The following is a 20,033-nucleotide window of genomic DNA, read 5'->3' as shown; positions in this document are numbered from 1 at the left end:
TGTATTGTTTCTTTTTACATTTAATTCTTAAATATCATAACAATATTGATATAACATTTTAAAATGCTTTTTCATTTTTTCTTTTGCCAATTGCGGATTTCGTTCTTTTATAGCTTCATAAATTTCGGCATGTTCTAAAATTCTTAGTTCATCCAACGAATTGTAATCTTTATGATATTTTTTAAAATCTACTATAATTTGTGGTGTTATCCCAATCATAATTTGGTTAATTGTTACATTTCCGCTTGCTTTAGCAATAGCTAAATGAAACAATAAATCTTCTTGAACTGCATCTTCGCCAGAACTAAGTTTAGTTTCGTGAGCTTTTAAGGCGTTTTTAATTCTTACTAAATCTTCTTCGGAGCGCCTTAAGGCTGCTAACCTAACAGCTTTAAGTTCTAATAATATTCTTGTTTCAACTAACGATTTAAAATCGGGTACTCCCAAGCTTAGTATATCTTCAATCATACCGTGCATTGCTGTAGCTCCAATATTTGCAATAAAAGTACCACTTTGCGGTATGGCTTTTAAAATACCGTAAGATTCTAATTTTAAAATTGCAACTCTTATAGTTCGTCTACTAACATCAAATTTTTCTGCTAAAATTCTTTCTGCAGGAAGCTTATCTCCTGGTTGTAAATGTTTTTCCTTTATTAAATCACTAATTTGAGAAATTATATTATTTACTCTAGTTGTTATTTCTTGATTTTCATTTTTAGAAAGAATATCTAAGTTCATTTTGTTAAAATTGGTACGCCAGTTAAAGTAGGTAAAACTATTCAAATAATTTTATTTACCAAAATAAAATTAAAAAGGTTAACCAACACATACCTCCACATCTATGATGCGTTGGCTAACCCATAAAAAACTAAACTAACTCAAATTTAACATTTAAGCTAAATTTTTAATATCCTTCATTTTGTGTAATTACACCATTAGTAGCTGTGATTTCGGATGTAGGGATTGGAAATATGTAATAATTACTATTAATTACCTCGCCCATTTCTTCATCAACAGTATTGGTTCTAACCAAATCGAACCATCGGTGTCCTTCTAATGCTAACTCTAAGCGTCTTTCTTTAGCTATAGCTGTTCTTACTTCGGCTTGAGTAGTTGCTGTACCTACTAAACTTGGCAAACCTGCTCTTGACCTAATATCATCTAACAAAGCTAAAATTGTAGCAGATTGTGCTCCAGTAGCATTTGTTGTTTCGTTTAAAGCCTCGGCATACATTAAAATGAAATCTGATAATCTCATTTCTATATGATCTTGCTCTAGGGCTCCAGTATATTTTATTCCTGTATTATTAACTTCATCAATAGTTAAATCTTTTCTTAAATCTGTTGTACCTGCATTTGCACTACTTTCATTGAAAGCTGCTGTTAAATCAGGATCTAGTGGTAATGGCGATTTTGTATCTGCTCCTGAAAACCAAATTGGAAACTCTGAAGCAAAACTGTAAGCATCTGAAATAGACGATGAAAATTTGGTCGCGAAAATAACTTCTGAGTTTTCATCTACTACAACATTTGCAAAATTAGACTCTAGAGTAACTCCTGCTCCTGATGCATTATTAACAACTGCAGCCAACATTGGCGATGCACTAGTATAATTACCTCTGTACATGTAAACTTTACCAAGAAGGGCTTGTGCTGCTAATTGTGATGCTCGACCTTCGCTAATTTCTGAATTTGATAAACCTGAGATAGCTGCTTGTAAATCTGGAATAATAATGTTGTTATAAACATCGTCTGCGGGTTGCCTTTCTAATATTGATAAATCTGAGGTATTTGGTGTTGGAGATAAATTAATAGTAACATCTCCAAATACGGTAACTAATTTAAAATAAGATAAAGCTCTTAAAAAGTAAGCTTCAGACACTTCTGTATCGTCGGCAGAGTTATCTATAACATTGTTTGCACTTAAAATAGCTTTGTATAAATTGCTGTAAAAAGGACGAAAAAATTGCTCTACTAAATCGCCTCCAGCTAAATCGGAATTAAATCTATCAAATGCTGGGTAAGGTTCCTCTATCATTAACATATTATCTGCTCTAAAATCTCCCATTATTAATAAGGGTGTAGAAGCTCCTGTTTGGTAATAATATGCTGCATATAGTACAGGTTCATATTCTGTTAACGCACTAGATTCCAAATCTTTTGGTGGTGTTTGATCTAAATCATTGTCACAAGATGTTACAAAAAACACAGACAACAACAGTATGTATATAATTTCTATTTTTTTCATTATTCTTTTTTTTAAAAATTCACATTAACTCCAAACGTAAAACTTCTAGTAATTGGGCTAGCACCTTCTTGGTACCCGTAAGTAGTTGGCCCCGCATAACCCGAGTTTTCTGTTTCTACACCTTCAGGGTTAAAAGATGTATAATTATCTCCCATTATGTATAATAAATTTGATGCGGCTAAATATAGTCTCATAGAACCTATACCTACTTTATTTACAAAATCTGGATTTATAGTATAACCAAAAGTTAAGTTACGTAATGCTATGTATGATGCATCTTGAATGCCTGAACCGTGTGCGTTTCTGGTTTCTTCGTAAAATTTACCCGATGCATCTGCAATACCATCGTTATTGGCATCAAAGCTATCTCTTAGTCTTCCTCCAAACTGTGATTTCCAATACAACGGATCTATGTTATAAACCTCTGCGCCTTGTGATCCTTGAAATTGAAATGATAAATCGAAATTTTTATAATTCATTGAGCTTGATAAACCCCAATAAAAATCTGGGTTAGCTGAACCTAATTTTACGTAATCTCCTTCATAAGTTATTTCTCCATCTCCGTTTTGATCTACTACATACCATTCTGAACTTCCAAAACCTATATTTCTCGATGGATCTTCTATATGAATAGTTTCTACTTCACCAGTTACTTGGTAACCCCACATTTCACCTATTTCTCCACCAACATAGTTTCTAAACTCTGGCCCTCTTCCGCTTGGTCCACCATATATTTGGGTTGGTAATGCATCTAAATCTCCTAAGCTTGTAATTTCTGTTTTTACGGTAGATAAGTTAGCATTAATACTCCAGTTAAAATCCTCTTTTTGAATGATACCTGCATTCAATTCAAACTCAAGTCCTGAGCTTTTTACATCACCTCGATTTAATACAATTGAAGATGTTCCTAAAACCTCTGACACACTCTGGTTAATTAACATATCTTCTATATCTGAGGTATAATAATCTACACTAAGTCTAATACGATTATTTAAAAAACCGGTGTCTATACCATAGTTTGTTTCTTTATTTGTTTGCCAAGTTAAATCTGGATTTGCAACGTTTTCTGGAATTAAAAAACCTGTACCAAAAGCTGTTTGAGATGTACTTAATATACTTAATGCATCGTACGACCCAAGGAAAGATTCTGTGCCTAATGAACCTGTACTAAAACGTGGCTTTAATAAACTTATAACTTTACTATCGGCTAAAAAGGCTTCTTTATGCATGTTCCAGCCAATTGAATACGCTGGAAATGTTGCATATTTTTTATTTGCACCAAACCTAGAATCGCCATCTCTTCTTAATGAAAATGATAATAAATACCTATCATCGAAAGCATAATTTACTCTACCAAAAATACTTCTTCTTGATCGTGTTTCATCTACTTCATAAGTTACTACATCTTCTGCACTAAAGAATGAATAGTTTAGAGGTAATCCAAAAGGAACATTTGTGCCATCGTTTACAATACCTTTGAAGTATGTGTTTTGAAACTCTAAACCTACTACTGCAGAAACATCATGCTTATCATTAAATACTTTAGCATAATTTAAAGTAGTTTCGCTTAAAATGGTCGATTTTTTAATGTTAGAAATATCTAAGTTTGTTTGTGTAGAACGTTGCTGTCCATCAGACAATATACCTCTGTAATAATAATTTTGTGTATCTTGTATATCTGATCCGAAAACAGTCTTAATATTTAAACCCTCTAAAATGGCGTATTGTAGATAAGAGTTCATGTTAGCAAAATATGTTTTCTTCCAACGTCTTGAATTATCAAATTTAGCAGCTACACCAGCATCTCCTGTACCTCCAATACCATTTTGGTTTCTACCATAATGCCAATCGTGTACAACGTCACCTGGCTGTAACAAATATATACTTGTAGGATCTAAACCTATACCTCTTCTATCTTGATCGAAGCTTCTATCTACATTTGCTCCAGTGAAACCAGATTCGTATAGGGCTTGTCTTTTGGCATCTAATTCTTGCACAAACGCTATGGATTCTGCAGTATGATATATCGGGCTAATACTATATGTTCTTAAAAGATCTCGCATATCCCATGGCACTATATCTTGGTTTCCATAATACCCATTTATACTCATTCCTGCTTTTAATTTATCGTTTAAATTAGCATCTATATTCATGCGTGCATTTATACGCTCGAAACCTTGACCTCTAACAATACCATCTGTTTTTAAATATCCTAAAGATGCAAAGCCTTTTAAATTTTCTGAACCTCCACTTACACTAAAATCATGACTGGTAGAGTTTCCGTTTCTAAATAGCCAATCCTCTACACTAACTACATCTGGAGCATTTTCGTAAGCATCTAATCTGTAAGAAAGCAGTGCTGGGTCTATTTCAGATAGATCGTAAGCACCTGTTTGTATTTCTGCAGCCCATTCTGAAGCTGTTTTTAACATTTCAATATCTCTTACATATTTGCTAGATGTACTTGTATAAGCGTTGTAACTAAAATTAAGCTTTCCTGTTTTTCCTTTTTTGGTAGTTACCAAAATAACGCCATTGGCACCTCTAGACCCATAAATTGCAGCAGATGCAGCATCTTTTAAAACTTCCATACTTTCTATATCGTTCGGGTTAACTGTTGCTAAATTGCCAGAAATAGGATATCCATCAACAACAATTAAAGGACCTGAGTCTCCAGATATAGAGGATGCTGCTCTAATTTGTATTTTTAAATCGGCACCAGGCTCTCCACTTTGGTTTTGTATTAAAACTCCGGGTAATTTACCTGCTAAAGCTTCGTCTACACGAGCTACTTGAACTGCCGCCACGTCTTCTCCTCCTATTTTTGCAATAGCTCCTGTTAAATGCGATTTTTTTCTAACCCCATAACCAACAACCACCACCTCATCTAAAGTACTTGCGTCTTCTTGTAATATAATTTCAATAGATTTTTGCCCTGTAATATTTATGCTTTGACCAACGTAGCCTAAATAGGAAAACTTCAGTACGTCTCCGTTTGTAACTGTTAGCTGAAATTGGCCATCAAAATCTGTTGCAGTGCCTTTTGTTGTGTTTGCTACGATTACGTTTACTCCAGGAATTGGCATACCTGCCTCATCCCTTACCACTCCGGATATTTGATATCCTTCTTGGGCAAATAATGATATATTAAATACCAAAATTAGCCATAAGCTTAGTTTCAATTTAAAATTCATTTAATAATTTGTTTAGTTGTTAGTAATTTTTAATTAGTTCGGTTTTAAAAATTTAATTTCAATTTGCAGACTGATTTTATTGTTTTAAAAGAGAATTAAATTGGAATTAAATTGGTTGTTACAGCTTAATAAATAATAAGCAAAACTTTAGCTGAAGATTTGTTTCATAATGCCTTTATAAAATTTAGTTTTAGTTGTTTTTATTTGGAAACACAATTGGTGTACCAAATTGGTGTACCAAATATATAATATTAAAAAATAGCTTCAAAATATTTTTATGAAATTTTCACTTTTTGTAATCATTTATATTTCAGCAACTTAAATTTTATTAAACAAAAAAGCCCTGAAGAATTAAAAAATTAACCTTCAGGGCTTTTACTATTACTAAACTAAAATTTTATCTACTCATTTTCTAAAACACCTATATTAAAACCATCAGTAGCTTTCCCTATTAAAGGTGATGTTTTACTTAATTTAAAAGAATTATTTATAAACTTTGGATTATAATTCCATCTATTTTTTTCAACATAAGCTTGGTCGCCAGTTACAATAAGTTCTTCGGAATTATAAAAATTATTATTAAACAAATTTACAATAGGTTCACCAACCACTAAATGCATATTTAAAGCCTTAGTATTATTAAAAATATTGTTTTCTATGGTATTTACTTGCACACCATAAAGTGACATTGCTGCTTCGTATTTATTCTTTTTACCAAAACCTACATTATTAAATACATTGTGGTTTACTTCAAGAAAAGGACCAAATGTACTTTCATCTTTACCACCTCTATACAACCTTAAAGCAGTTCCTTGTAAATCTGTAATTATATTGTTTTTCATTATAAAATACTCTACGTTATATGCACCAATATCATCAGTTTCTTTATCTAAAGCAGCGATATGACCTGAAATATTTTTAAAGATAGAATTTTGAATGCTTATAGTATCGGCAAAGGTGCCTTTTGATACACGAAGTACATCGAACGAGTGATTGACAACCATATCTATAAACTCACAATTATTTATAAAAAGTTTATAATTTTCAATCATCGAGTTTTTACTGGTGCTTATTACCGAATTACCAGCATAGTCAGGTGATTTTGATCCGTCGAACGACACGTTTTCTAATTCTAAACTTCCACCATTTTGAATTTCGAAAGCCATCATACGTTCAAACAAAACTGTTGCTTTTTTCTCGCCTATGGTTTTAAAAGTTAAGGGATGATTTACTGCGACAGTTTTAGTGATTAAATACTCTCCGCCTTCTTCTAATGCTATAATATCACCAGGTTTAGATGTTTTGACAATATCGTATAAGGTATTAATGCCGGGTTTAACCTTAATTATACTTCCCGAATTTAACGTAACATCCTCATCATCTTTTGAATACCATGAAACTCCTGTATTTTCTTTTGTTGCAATTTTAGGACTTATTGAAATAGGTTTTATAGCATTGGATGTTGGTATTAAAAACCCTTGATCGTTTTTTACTAAAGTAATTTCAGTATTAGTAAATCCGTCTTTTAAAAGTGGTTTTAAATTATTTCCTAGAATATTATTTTTAAAGGTTATTCCACTTATGTCATCGTAAACAGTAAACAAATCAGCTTTAGAGCCGTGATAAAAAATATTTCCTGAAATTTCTGATGTTTTTGGAGCAGTGCTTCGTTCGGCATCGCTACCTGCACATAATTGAATGTGGTCGCAGTTTATAAATGTGTTATTATTAACTTTAGAATTGATTACCGGAACATAACGGTTTGGTGGCGAATTAGGCACGCCATTCATCATTACAAAAGCGCCTCTAAAACGGTAGCCTGTTAATCCAATATGATAGTTATTTATAACGGTTTGAGATTCGTTTATTACACGAACGCCACCTGTGCTTGGTTTTCCGTTACCAATAAATACGTTACCATCTACTAAAGTTTCGTTTCCGTGACGCATGGTTAAAGTTCCTGTACACTCAAAAAAAGTATTATATTTAAAGGTGTTTTGGCAAGCTTTATTTGAAATAATTTCATGCTCGCCATTGGTTCTATCAAAATAATTAGATTCTACTAGTGTATTAGAATTTTCAAGAGCATGATGACTCGTACCAATTCTTAAAGTTTCGCCTCCGTTATTTCCATAAGTTGGCCTTGGACCAAAATAATTATGATCTATTCTATGATGATTCGCTCTGCTTTTCTCAGTATCTAACCCAACAATCATAGTTACACCTAAGTTTTTCTTACCGACAATATGGTTATGGTCTATTCGATTATTTTTACCATAAATAGTAATCCAATAATCTTGTACTTGGCGTTCTGGATTGTTATAATTATCGATAACACAATTTGTTAATCGGCTGTTGTTTGCTATTTCCTCTCGGCTTTTTCTAAAAGAAATCACAGCGTTTGTGGGTGTATATCCGTTTTTAAAAACCAAACCATCTACAATTAAATATTCGCCCACAAGTTGTAAGTTTGAATTGCCTTCTAAGGTAACTTCTCCCTTAGTTTCCACTGTTAAAGTAATAGGTTTTTCTTTTGTTCCTTTACCTTCAAATACTAGTTCTACATCTTTCCAAACACCATTAACCAAAGTTATTGTATCTCCAGGTTTGGCATTTTTTACAGCTGTGTTAAATTCAGTTACATCCTTAACCAATAATGCATTGGAATTTGCTTTACCACCCTTTTTATCGCAGGACATTAAAACAAACAAAGCGAACATTAAAATCGAAAAATTTAGTTTAGTTTTCATCTAGTTTTTTAAAAATATTTAGTTAAAATTCCAACTACACCTGTGTAAGACACTAAGCAAGAGAAAAATAAAGCTGCAAATAAACATATGTTTATAAACACTGATGTTTTATACCCTTTCATCACCTTTTTATTATTAACAAGCAGAATAATACCCAAAACTACCAATGGCAAAATAAATACATTAAAAACCTGTGATAGAATTTGAATTTCAATAGGATTAGCACCAAATGCAGGCCCAATTAAAGCCACTAAACATGCTATTGCTGTTATTATTCTAAATTGTTTTGAATTGGTATCAAGCTCACCAGATTGGTAATCGGCAACAAGTAAAGGTGCTATTAATAAACATGGAAATATAGATGACAATCCAGCACTTAGTGCCCCAAAAAAGAAAATAGTAACCGCCCATTTTCCTGCAACTGGCTCTAAGGTATTTGCCATATCTAATACATGAGTTACTTCTTTACCTTGATAAAATAGTGCGCCTGCAGCTACGGCCATAATAGTGCCACTAATTACAAATATTAAAATAGCAGCAGTAATAGAATCTTTTTTCTGATCTTTTAAATTGTTTATTGTCCACCCTTTCCCCTTAACAAATAAAGGGCGTGATAAAAATGTAGCCGCTGCCATTGTTGTTCCAACAAATGCTGCTACCAACATTTTACCGTCAGGAACATTAGGAATGGAAGGTATTAAGCCTTTTACAACATCTAGCGGTAATGGTTGCACTAAACATAAAGACAACACAAAAGATAGCCCCATTAAGGTTACAAAAATGACTAATATTTTCTCAAAAAAAGTGTATTTACCAACCAACATAATTAGATAAAAAGCTACAATAATTACTATCGTGGTTATTAACACCGTTTCATATTGTAACTGACGTAAACCTTCAAAATTAATAGCTAAAATTTCAAAAATTATATTGGATGAAATTCCTAGAATTCCCATTAAAGAATTCCATTGTCCAAAAGTAATGCCTATTATAATTAATATAGCTAAAGCTTTTCCGTATTTTAAACGCTTTTTAAACCCAAAAAGCGCTGTTTCACTTGTTATTAAAGCATAATTTCCATAAACAAACATTAAAATTCCAGAGAATATACAACTTAATAATAGCACCCAAAGTAACTGCATATTGTACTTACTTCCGGCTACTATCATTGAAGTTACACTTCCTGTACCTATGGTATAACCAATAGCGAAAATACCTGGGCCAAAACTTAAAACAACAGCTATTATTTTTTTTAATAATGATGTTTTCTGAGAGGATTCAATCATTTTAGTTTAATTAGTTTGTTGGTAAATGGTATGGTATTGGCGCTTTAAAATATTTAGCTCATGTGGTGTTTTTGCTAAATAACTACGCCTTATTTTTAAATGTTATTTAAAATATGCTCTATAATTTTTTCTGGTTTTAAACTTATATCAATATTTATAGCAGTTTTGGGATCTTCTAACGTATCAAATTGAGATTTAAGCATTTTAGATGGCATAAAATGATTTTCTCTTTTCTTAATGCGTTCTAAAATTTGATTGTATGAACCGATTAAGTGAATCCATTTCACATTGGTTTCAATAGTTTGGCTTAAAGTTTCTCGATATTTTTCTTTTAAAGCCGAACAAACAATTACGCAACTATTTTGTTTTAATTGATTTACGGCTAAATCATTTAAAGTTAATAACCAACCTTGTCGGTCTTCATCATTTAAAGCTATACCGTTACTCATTTTAACAATATTTTCTTTAGGGTGAAAATCGTCACCATCAAAAAATGCTATCTCCAAAGATTCTGCAAGTAATTTACCTACAGTACTTTTTCCTGAACCGGACACGCCCATAACATAAAACACAGTATTCATAACTATATATATTAAGGTGCAACACTTGGTCCAACTGTTGCTTTGCTAAACCAAACTTCGGCATAACAACCATTGGCATATTGTTTTGCTATATCTCCACCATAAGTTTCTGAGCCCGTGTTCCAAACTATATTTTTCTCCGGATCTTTACCATTGGTTTGATTATAAGCCCCTTGTTTAAAATACTGAATTTCTCCTGCATAAGCCGAATCGCGTTCAATACCATCACGTTCTATTGGAGCATATAAGGTTAAAATTTGTTCTGGAATATTTGCTTTTGTTGAAAAATCTGATTTCAGTAAATTCTTTGTAAACTTAACCGTTTCATGTCCTTTGCTTGTAAAAGTTAAATACATTATACCTTCATGAACATTTACCTCGTAACTAAAAGTTTCTCCTAATTCAATACCTTCTTCTGGTTCCTCTGGATAGGTATCTGGTGTTTCTCCGACAACAGACATATCGTTACCCCATACCGCTGTAGAAAAATCCCAACGTTTAGAATTATCGCCATCAGTATTAATTTCGTAGTTCCAGTAAACCGAACCTTTTTTATGCCCTGGAAACTTTTTATAAAATATTTTTAATGGTTCGTTTTCATGCCCTTCATCGCTATGAATTTGACCAACAACTACCGAGTAAGAAGCTGCTACTCGAGCATCACCAGATGTTGATACATGCATAACCTTTAAAGTCCCTGTTAACTTTCCGCCTGTTTCAGGAATCCAATGTTTTTTCTCTCCTAATTCAGTTCTTGTATTACTTGAAGTTCTAGATGTTATACCTGAATTAGGTGTTTTATAAACTACCCAGTTTGTTTTTCCATCATTTTCTACATAGAAAAAATCTTCTTTATCAAAATTTATTAACGAATCAGACTTTGTGCCATCGCCAAGAAGAATCTTCCATTTATCCATAAAAGGAATTACATTACTTGGATATACTTTTTTCTCTTTCTGTGAAACAACAGCATTAGTATTATTCTTTTTTGAACTTAAGCAACCACTTAAGCTCGAAAATAGAACAACTAGAACAATTATTTTATTCATTTTAAGATTCCTTTTACTATTCATCATTTATAATTTTCTCTTTAAAAAAGAATGTTTTTAGTTAGTTTAAAAATTGGTACACCAAATTGGCGTACCAAATATAGCGAAATAATTTATTTAACGAAATTAAATATGAAATAATGGTTCTTTTAACAAAAAAACCTTTTAAATATAATTGATTTATAATAAGATAAAAAAAATATCGGGCGAACCCGATATTTAATTGTTTGAATAAGTATTTAAGATTTTGAAATACCCAAAGCTAAACCTCTAATTTCGGCCAAACCTCTTAATCTACCAATGGCTGTATAGCCTGCATAAGCATCATTATTTTTTAAATCATCTAGCATTTGATGCCCATGATCAGGACGCATGGGTATTTGCAAATTCCTATCTTTTTCAATCTGTAATGCTGCCTTAACAACTTCGTACATATCTGTAGAGCCATCTAAATGATTATCTTCATAAAAGCTACCATCTTCTTCTCGCCTTACATTTCTAAGATGAAAAAAGTGAATGCGTTTAGCAAACTTTTTTATCATTTCAGGAAGATTATTTGCTGGATTAGCGCCTAGAGAACCGGTACAAAATGTAATACCGTTTGCAGGGCTATCTACAAAACTTATTAAATCATCTAAATCATCTTCAGATTTAATAATTCTAGGTAATCCTAAAATATCCATAGGTGGGTCGTCTGGATGAATGGCCATAACAATTCCATGTTCTTCGCAAACAGGAATAACTTCATTTAAAAAATATGACAAATTAGCTTTTAAATCTGTATGAGAAATTGCATCGTATTGCGCAATCATTTCTTTAAATACAGGAATGGTTAAATCATCTACAGTGCCTGGTAACCCTTTTAATACACTGTCTTCTAAACGTTGCTTTTCATTGGCCGACATAGCATTAAAACGACTTTCAGCTTGTTTTAAAATTTCGGGTGTATAATCGTTTTCTACTCCTTCGCGTTGCATTATAAATTTTTCGAAAACTGCCATTTCAACTTTATCAAAGCGTAAGGCTGTACTACCATCATCTAACTTCCAAAAAAGTTCTGTTCGTGTCCAATCTAAAACTGGCATAAAATTGTAACATACATTTTTTATACCACAGGCCGCTACATTTTTAAGACTTTGTTTATAATTTTCAATACGTGTTTTGTAGTCGCCTTTTCGTAGTTTAATATTTTCGTGAATAGGAATACTTTCAATAAACGTCCATTCTAATCCATGAGCTTCAATCTCATGTTTTACTTTATTAATTTCATTAATTTCCCAAATTTCACCATTTGCAATATGATGTAAGGCTGTAACAACACCTGTTGCTCCGGCTTGTTTTATATCTGATAATTTTACAGAGTCCTTAACCCCAAACCATCTAAAAGATTCTATCATTTTTAAACGTATAAATTTAATTAAACCCCGCTAAATGCACTGAAACCACCATCTACTGGAATTACAATGCCGGTAACAAATTTTGAAGCATCGGCACATAAATAATGTAATGCCCCGTGCAATTCGTTGGCATCACCAAAACGTTTCATTGGTGTATTATTTATTATGGTATTTCCTCTATCTGTATAACTACCATCGTCATTCAATAGAAGCTTTCTATTTTGATTTCCTATAAAAAAACCTGGAGCTATAGCATTAACTCTAAGTCCATCTCCGTACTTTAAAGCTAATTCTACAGCAAGCCATTTTGTATAATTATCTATTGCTGCTTTTGAAGCTGAATAACCAGCAACACGAGTTATGGTTCTGTCGGCTGCCATAGACGACATATTAATTATAACACCTTGTTTTTGATTTGCCATGGCTTTACCAAAAACGATAGAAGGAATTATACTACCAAAAAGGTTTAAGTCTACCACTTTTTTAAAATCTCCCATATCAATATCAAAAACACTTTGATTTGGCCCTACAGTTGCTCCTGGCATGTTACCACCAGCTGCATTAATTAAAACATCTATCTGCTTATATTTTTCAAGTATTTTATCGGCGGTTTGTTTAATACTTTCTTCATCTACAACATTACATACAAAGCCATCAACTTTAGTGCTTACTTTTTGTAATCGAATTACCGTATCTGTTACCGTTTGTTCTTTATAATGTAATATTAAAACGGTTGCACCTTGAGTTAATAGGTATTCTGCCATACTACCGCCTAAAACACCGCCTCCACCAGTAACTAGTATAACTTTATTATCTAAATTGAATAAATTCATTATTAATTTATTAAAATTTTGCTTTCAAATTTATTAAAATTATAGCTCTGCTTTAAATAAATTACCGACTTAATTAATGATAGATTAAAAACTTCTTGTAATAATTATATGGTTTTAGAATAGAAATAAAAAAGCCAGAAACATAAGTTTCTGGCTTTTTTTGTCGGGGTGGCAGGATGACACCCCAATTTAATATACCTTGTAAAATCAATACTTTTAAAAGTTTAGACAATCCGTGTTAACCGAATAGTTAACCCTTTAAAAAGTTTGAAATAGTTTGTTTTAATAGAACGTCTTGTCTACAAATTTAAGACTTAACCAACATTAATTCAACATAAAATGCATTATAGTATGCTAATAATTTATTTTTCATTACTCTTGAATTGCTATCTATTCTTCTCATTAATTATTAATAATTCAATGACATAAAATTTTATAATTAAATTATAGCAAAATTAACCGATAGCGCTGCTTAGTTTAAACATTGGTAAGTACATAGCTATTAAAATTACACCTACTAAAACAGCCACTAATAAAATAATTAAGGGCTCCATTATTGTAGATAAAATTTTAGATTGCTGTTGCATTTGCGTATGATATTGCATGTTAAGTCTATCGAAAATTAATTCTGTTTTATTTGTTTCTTCTGCAACTTTAACCAACGCCACCATTTTATTATCAAACAATTTATTTTCACTAAGACTACTACTCAAAGATTTTCCTTTAAGAAGCGATAACTCTACTTTACTTAAAGCCTCTTGCAAAGGAAAAAAATCTATCATTTGTTTCACCAATTGAATACTTTGCACCATGGGTACTTTAGAAGTTGTTAAAAGCGATACTGCCTGGGTAAATTGTGATAAGTAAATAACTTTAATAAAATTACCTATGTATGGGGTTTTAAAAATGATACTATCCTTAATTTTAGATAAGCGTAAATTACTTTTAAACAATCTATTTAAGACAAATAAAATGGCAAAAATTATAAAAAATAACAATCCATAGTCACCTATTAAAGCGGATAGCTTTATTATTATTTTTGTAATGGTAGGAAGCTCGACATTTTGTTGCTTAAAGATATCTTGGAACATAGGCACTACATAACGCAACATAAAAAACACTACTAAAATTGCTGTACTTAAAATTATAATTGGATAAGTTAAGGCACTTATTAAATTTCTACGTTGTTCATTTTTTTTTGTATAAAAATAGCCTAGTTGCTCGGAAATTAAAGGTAAGGTTCCCGTCTCCTCTCCTATTTTTAAAGAATAATACTCGTACCTAGTAAATTCTTTTTGAGAATATAACGCTTCAGATAGGGTTTTACCCGAAACTATATCACCAATTATATGTTTTAATATGTTCTGATCTTGTTTTTTCTTTATAGATTGAGCTAATAGCTCTAAACCATCTCTTAAGGTTATTCCTGCCTTTAACAAAACTCCTAATTCGGTGTAAAAGTCTTCTTTAACCTTATTTCCAAATACTGAATTAAAAAAAGTTACTTCTTTCTGTAAAAAAGACGCTCGTTTTCTTTCCTTATGATTAGAAGTTTTAAAATTTGATATTTCGTTTATTTGGAAAGCCATTAATTCATGTAATGCGTTGCATCATTTTCTTTAAAAACAAAAAGAACTTGATTTTGAGATATGCTATCAGTTTCCAATTTTATGGCATCAATAATTGAATTTGTTGCTTTATTTCCATTTAAAAAAAAAGATTTTGTTTTTAAAGACACTTTTATTGTATCTGTATTTTTAACAATAAATTTTTTATTAAACTGATATACTACTGAATCTATTTCATTTTTGAACACAACAATATCTTCTGATGTGTTTTTATAAATTGTTGAATACCTATTAAAATCTAACCAAAGTAATTGGTCTAGTTTATCAATTTCTGAGTTATTAGCAAAATTATTTTGAATCACACTCATATGTTTTTGAACCAAATGCAATATCGAAAACGCCATTGCAACTACAATACTAGTAATTATCATTACAATAATCATTTCACTTAATGTAAAGGCTTTTATTTTAGTTATTGCTCTGGGCATTATCTATTTTTATTAATTCCTGCTTCGTTTCGATATTAATGGCTTGATAAATTACTTTAAATTGGTTATTTATAACTTCCTTTGTTACTTCTATTTCCCACTTTTTGTAATCATCTGTATAAGGTACTCGTATTTTATTATTTTTAAATTGGTATTGTAATTCATTAATATAGCTCTCTATACCCCTTCTATTTGTTTTAATTGTATTTGAAAACAAATTGTTTAAAATCATACTTGCAATCATAAAAACAACAACTAATAACACAGAAGCCACTAAGGTTTCCATAAGTGTTGATGCTGGTATTTTTTTTAATACAGCCATTTCGCTATGCCTTTTTCACTGTTATTAAATAATACACCAATATACTCATCTGGCAATTTGCTGGCACTTATTTGTGCATTATATAAATGATTTTGATAGGATGAACCTGATTGATTTGCAACAAAACTAGATGTAAATACACTGCCGTATACAGTGCCCAATAACTCCATATTTTGTTCGCAATACACCTCACCATAAACAGTTGTATTCCTATTAATAACCACATTGGGTTTATAACCAACCGATTCGCCTAAATACAGTATTTCACCTTTAATTTCGGTTCCTGAGTTTATTATAATTTTTGATTGATCTTGAGATGTAACATTTAATCCCTTACTTTTATCATTCAAAATTAAAGCCGTAGGATATTGTAATTTACAATTAGAACCTATTTCTATGAAGTTACTGGCAAAAGCTTGAAAATTTCCTTTAGTATTACTCTTTACCTCAATCTCTGGTGCGATAAGTATTATATCATTCAATTCTGTATTAGCTTCAACCGTTATTTTAGTATTAGATTGTACCAAAAATTTACCTTTAATTTTAACATTGGACAACACTAAGTGGCTTGCACTATAGATAAGCTTTGAAGATTTAAAAAAAGAATTATAATGTGTTCTTGATGTTTTTAGATTAACAAATTGATCGGTATCCACCTTGTTGAATTGATTATCAATATTTTTAATCTCTTCCAGAACTCTATTGGAAATTTGGGGTAGTTTAGAACTACTGGTTTTTGTTGTACCATAAATTAATTGATTACCATAGTAAGAATGTCCGGAAATATTACCTGTTCGCACACCTTGTTTAGGTATATAACTTAGTCCCTCAATTTTAGTATTCGCCACCACAACCAATGGCCTATTATTATCTTTTAAAAACAGAGCTACTTGGTTTATACTATTTTTAGTACCTCCTACAAAAGCACTTTTTTTAAATATATTATGATGAATTTGAGACACCGATGTGATATTTTGAAAAATACCCCAATAAGATTTGTACACTTTTAGTGTTTTAAACTCAGGAGCGTTTAAAGGTAACTCCGTTGTATCCTTCTCAACAATTGTATTAGCTAACATATAATTTATACCACTATTGGCATTAGTGATAGTTTCTTTAATAAAAGCCGTTTTTATTTTAAACTGTTTTTGTGTGTGCGTTAATAACACAAAACCTGCGAGTAAAACTGCCACTACAACAACTATAAAAACTGTTAATTGCAGAGCCCCTGCTTTTACTCTTAAATTTTTCATTGTTTCTTAACTACTTTTTTGCTGCCATTATAATTTAAAGTGACTTGATTCATATTTCCTTTTAATAACTTAACGCCTTGTACTGTTTGCTTAAGCTTCATTAAATACTGTGTTCCAGAAATGGTTATAATATAAATATGATTGTCCGCTTCTTGTTGAGATATTAAACCATGATAAGTTATGTTAATACTAGGTTTTGTTTTTTTTGTTATACGAGGTTTTATTTTAGCTACTTTATGGACTTTAGCGTATGTACCTAAAAACGGATCTTTATTTAAAGATTGTATTGAAAACGTGTCAATTTTGTGTGTTTCAGGTTTAAACACTATACTTTTAGCATCTACTTTTAAAGTAGGTGTTTCGGGGTTTATTGTTGTAAAAAATTTATAAGCAATAATACCCCAAACAATTACTACTGCAACCAATAAAATGGATGTTTTTAACCTCTTATTCACTTTTTAAATTAAGTAACTTATCAACTAGTGATTTTAATTCATTTATTTCTGAAGATTGTTTCTGTAATTGCTTTTCCTGCTCAATAATATAAAGCGTCAACTCTTCAATTTTTTGAAGAAGTTTAGCATCCATTTCCCCAAGAAAGATACCGTTTTGCTCAACGTCTTTAGCACTAGGAATATCTTTTAAATGGCCTTTTTCTTTTATGTGCTGTTCTACTTCCTTTAAACTTGGTAAGTTGTAATTATCATGAAAAACAAAATCGCTCCAGGTTAAGGATGAATTTTCAACCTTTACTTCTTGGGCGCCAATTGTACCTTTTACGGCTAATTTGTAATTATTGGGGTTTGAAGAAAGTGTTGTACCTATTCCTACATTACCATTTGATAAAATAGTTAACAAATCGCCATTTAAATTACTAAACTTGAACTGCCCGACTGTACTTTCCTTTTTAAATTGTAACCCAGCATTATCAGTTGTTCCATCTGAGTAATTTAAAATAGAGGTTCTTCGTAAGCCATTATTATCAAGCCTTATTAATTCTGAATTAGGAGTAGATGAATTGACATGCAATAATGCCAAGGGATTATATGCCCCAATACCTAAATTTCCAGATGAATTTAAAAAAAAATATGTTTTTCCATCATGAAAAAAGCGAAGATTTCCAGCATAATTATCAATTCTCCATTTATTATAGTTTGAATTACTATTCATTAATAATAATTCGCCACCTTCTAAATTGTTATCTTGTATTGGAATAACTGTTGTTTGTGTAAAAACCATTTTACAACAGATCATAATTAATAATATAATAAACTTTTTCATATTCTAATTGTTAATAATTTTATCTTCCAATATTTCTAATCTTTTCAATAGCACACTTAAATTTTGATTTTGAATTTCAAGTCTTTTATTCTTGACTTCTATTTTTTTTATTCTCTTTTCTTGCTCAATAATATAAAGCGTCAACTCTTCAATTTTTTGAAGAAGTTTAGCATCCATTTCCCCAAGAAAGATACCGTTTTGCTCAACGTCTTTAGCGCTTGGTATATCTTTTAAATGGCCTTTTTCTTTAATATGTTGTTCTACTTCTTTTAAGGTTGGTAAGTTATAATTATCATGAAAAACAAAATCGCTCCAGGTTAAGGATGAATTTTCAACCTTTACTTCTTGGGCACCAATTGTACCTTTTACAGCTAATTTATAATTATTGGGGTTATTGGATAAAGCTGTTCCTATGCCAATATTTCCATTACTTAAAATTCGCATTCTTATTTTTGAAGAATCAAAGGCAGTAGAATTGCCTGTATAAAAATTTATTGCTCCTGCCGTACTTCTTGTTCCTAATCCTAAATCATTTCTATCTACAAAAGAATCATGACCTATAAATGGTAAATTAGTTTCTATTGTTGATATACGCTTACCAAAAGTTATGTAGTTTTCACTATTTGCCCCAGTATTTCCTAATTGTAATGCGGATAGCGGAGAATCTGTTCCTATACCTACTTTAGTTCCTGTATCGGTTATAGCCTGACCAAAAGTTAAACAAGTAAATATTAAGAATAATATTGATACTAAATTTTTCATAAAAATATCTTTTAAAAATTATTTACTTTGATCTTTGATTTGTTGCAATTCAAATTTGAGATTGTCAATTTCCTTCTGTTGCTTAATTATATAAAGCGTCAACTCTTCAATTTTTTGAAGAAGCTTTATATTCATTTCTGCTAGAAGTAAACCATTTTCTTGCATTTCTTTTTCTGATTGAATTCCTGGTAAATGTTTATTTGTTTTAACAAATTTTTCAACATCTTCAAGTTTAGGTAATATATAGTTATTACCAAATACAAAATCGGCACCAGCATCTATAGTCACTTTAACTTCTTGTGCGTGTATTTTTCCAGAAACGGTAAGTTTAGCGTCTGGTGTAGTAGTCCCTATACCTAGATTACCCGTACCAGAGGGCATTAGTAACAAATTCTCGCTACCTGTTTTCCATTTTGGTTGAATTGCCATACCTCCGGATAAATGACTATAGATGGAATGATACTGCCAATCGTTTGGTGCACTTGGTCTTAAATTTATGGGAGTATTATTTCCTTCTACAATAAACCCATTACTATATGAAGATTTATAACTCCAATTTATCTCTGGTGTAACATCTGCTAAACTGGGTTCTGTTGTTTCAATTACATTTAACCACTCCTGTTTTTTTAAGGCTCTTGCACGAATACAAATATTGCGCCACCCTGAAGGAATTTTAATACCTATTATATATTTGTCCTGAGAATTTGAAGCTGCACCATTGTCATAAATTTTAACTTCATGATGCGACGACAATTCACCATTTACTTGATGAGCGCTAATTTTTAAACCATCTCTAGAACTTATTAAATACACCGCTTTCCCATACATTTGATAGCTACCTCCTGAAATTTCCAATTCTATTCTTTCGCTCCCCCCTAAAAAATCTGTTCCTGCCAATTCTTCAGAAAGCTGAACCCAACGTTCCACATTTCCTCCGCTGCAAAAAGCACTTGCGGATATGTCTTGTGAAAAAACGTTATTTCCTAGTAATATTAAATAAAGCCATACAAATTTTCTCATG

Annotated in this window: 17 protein-coding genes; all 17 read right to left on the bottom strand. The window is 31.3% G+C overall.

Going from position 1 to position 20,033, the window contains the following annotated elements:
* Positions 1–27 precede the first annotated feature (27 nt).
* The 17 genes from LG649_RS00210 to LG649_RS00130 all read right to left on the bottom strand — a co-directional run bounded on the left by LG649_RS00210 (position 28) and on the right by LG649_RS00130 (position 20,032).
* Positions 28–738 (bottom strand): FadR/GntR family transcriptional regulator, encoded by a 711-nt coding sequence (locus LG649_RS00210; protein ID WP_226539547.1) that lies wholly within the window; start codon positions 736–738, stop codon positions 28–30.
* Between the two features lie 166 nt (positions 739–904).
* Entirely contained in the window at positions 905–2,248 is a 1,344-nt protein-coding gene (locus LG649_RS00205) for a RagB/SusD family nutrient uptake outer membrane protein (RefSeq protein WP_226539545.1), read from the bottom strand.
* Between the two features lie 11 nt (positions 2,249–2,259).
* Complete coding sequence (locus tag LG649_RS00200) at positions 2,260–5,442, bottom strand: SusC/RagA family TonB-linked outer membrane protein (RefSeq protein ID WP_226539543.1); 3,183 nt, start codon at positions 5,440–5,442, stop codon at positions 2,260–2,262.
* Positions 5,443–5,843: 401 nt separating this feature from the next.
* On the bottom strand, positions 5,844–8,192 hold the full coding sequence (locus LG649_RS00195; protein WP_226539541.1) for a chondroitinase-B domain-containing protein: 2,349 nt from the start codon (positions 8,190–8,192) through the stop codon (positions 5,844–5,846).
* 8 nt (positions 8,193–8,200) lie between these two features.
* A complete protein-coding gene (locus LG649_RS00190) occupies positions 8,201–9,478 on the bottom strand; it encodes an Nramp family divalent metal transporter (RefSeq protein ID WP_226539539.1) in 1,278 nt (425 codons plus the stop codon).
* 95 nt (positions 9,479–9,573) lie between these two features.
* A complete protein-coding gene (locus LG649_RS00185; protein WP_226539538.1) occupies positions 9,574–10,059 on the bottom strand; it encodes a gluconokinase in 486 nt (161 codons plus the stop codon).
* A gap of 11 nt (positions 10,060–10,070) precedes the next feature.
* On the bottom strand, positions 10,071–11,108 hold the full coding sequence (locus LG649_RS00180) for a polysaccharide lyase family 7 protein (protein ID WP_226539536.1): 1,038 nt from the start codon (positions 11,106–11,108) through the stop codon (positions 10,071–10,073).
* A 239-nt stretch (positions 11,109–11,347) separates the two neighbouring features.
* Complete coding sequence (gene uxuA / locus LG649_RS00175; RefSeq protein ID WP_226539534.1) at positions 11,348–12,505, bottom strand: mannonate dehydratase; 1,158 nt, start codon at positions 12,503–12,505, stop codon at positions 11,348–11,350.
* Between the two features lie 20 nt (positions 12,506–12,525).
* Positions 12,526–13,338 carry an SDR family oxidoreductase gene (locus LG649_RS00170; RefSeq protein WP_226539532.1) on the bottom strand — a complete coding sequence of 271 codons (813 nt, stop codon included), beginning with the start codon at positions 13,336–13,338 and terminating at the stop codon, positions 12,526–12,528.
* Between the two features lie 455 nt (positions 13,339–13,793).
* Positions 13,794–14,927, bottom strand: a complete 1,134-nt coding sequence (locus tag LG649_RS00165) for a type II secretion system F family protein (protein WP_226539530.1) — start codon at positions 14,925–14,927, stop codon at positions 13,794–13,796.
* A complete protein-coding gene (locus LG649_RS00160; protein WP_226539528.1) occupies positions 14,927–15,394 on the bottom strand; it encodes a PulJ/GspJ family protein in 468 nt (155 codons plus the stop codon). The genes LG649_RS00165 and LG649_RS00160 overlap by 1 nt, the downstream gene beginning before the upstream one ends.
* Positions 15,375–15,716 (bottom strand): hypothetical protein, encoded by a 342-nt coding sequence (locus tag LG649_RS00155; protein WP_226539526.1) that lies wholly within the window; start codon positions 15,714–15,716, stop codon positions 15,375–15,377. The genes LG649_RS00160 and LG649_RS00155 overlap by 20 nt, the downstream gene beginning before the upstream one ends.
* Positions 15,704–16,969, bottom strand: a complete 1,266-nt coding sequence (locus tag LG649_RS00150) for a hypothetical protein (RefSeq protein ID WP_226539517.1) — start codon at positions 16,967–16,969, stop codon at positions 15,704–15,706. Before LG649_RS00150 ends, LG649_RS00155 begins: the two co-directional genes overlap by 13 nt.
* Entirely contained in the window at positions 16,966–17,424 is a 459-nt protein-coding gene (locus tag LG649_RS00145) for a hypothetical protein (RefSeq protein WP_226539515.1), read from the bottom strand. The genes LG649_RS00150 and LG649_RS00145 overlap by 4 nt, the downstream gene beginning before the upstream one ends.
* Positions 17,417–18,250 carry a tail fiber protein gene (locus tag LG649_RS00140; protein ID WP_226539514.1) on the bottom strand — a complete coding sequence of 278 codons (834 nt, stop codon included), beginning with the start codon at positions 18,248–18,250 and terminating at the stop codon, positions 17,417–17,419. Before LG649_RS00140 ends, LG649_RS00145 begins: the two co-directional genes overlap by 8 nt.
* A gap of 3 nt (positions 18,251–18,253) precedes the next feature.
* Complete coding sequence (locus LG649_RS00135) at positions 18,254–19,012, bottom strand: hypothetical protein (protein ID WP_226539513.1); 759 nt, start codon at positions 19,010–19,012, stop codon at positions 18,254–18,256.
* 18 nt (positions 19,013–19,030) lie between these two features.
* Positions 19,031–20,032 (bottom strand): tail fiber protein, encoded by a 1,002-nt coding sequence (locus tag LG649_RS00130; protein WP_226539512.1) that lies wholly within the window; start codon positions 20,030–20,032, stop codon positions 19,031–19,033.
* Position 20,033: the final 1 nt, after the last annotated feature.

The sequence above is a fragment of the Neotamlana laminarinivorans genome, from assembly GCF_020523925.1.
Lineage (GTDB): Bacteria > Bacteroidota > Bacteroidia > Flavobacteriales > Flavobacteriaceae > Neotamlana > Neotamlana laminarinivorans.
The sequence above is the reverse complement of the archived record's forward strand: the minus strand, read 5'-3'. Positions and strand labels throughout refer to the sequence as shown.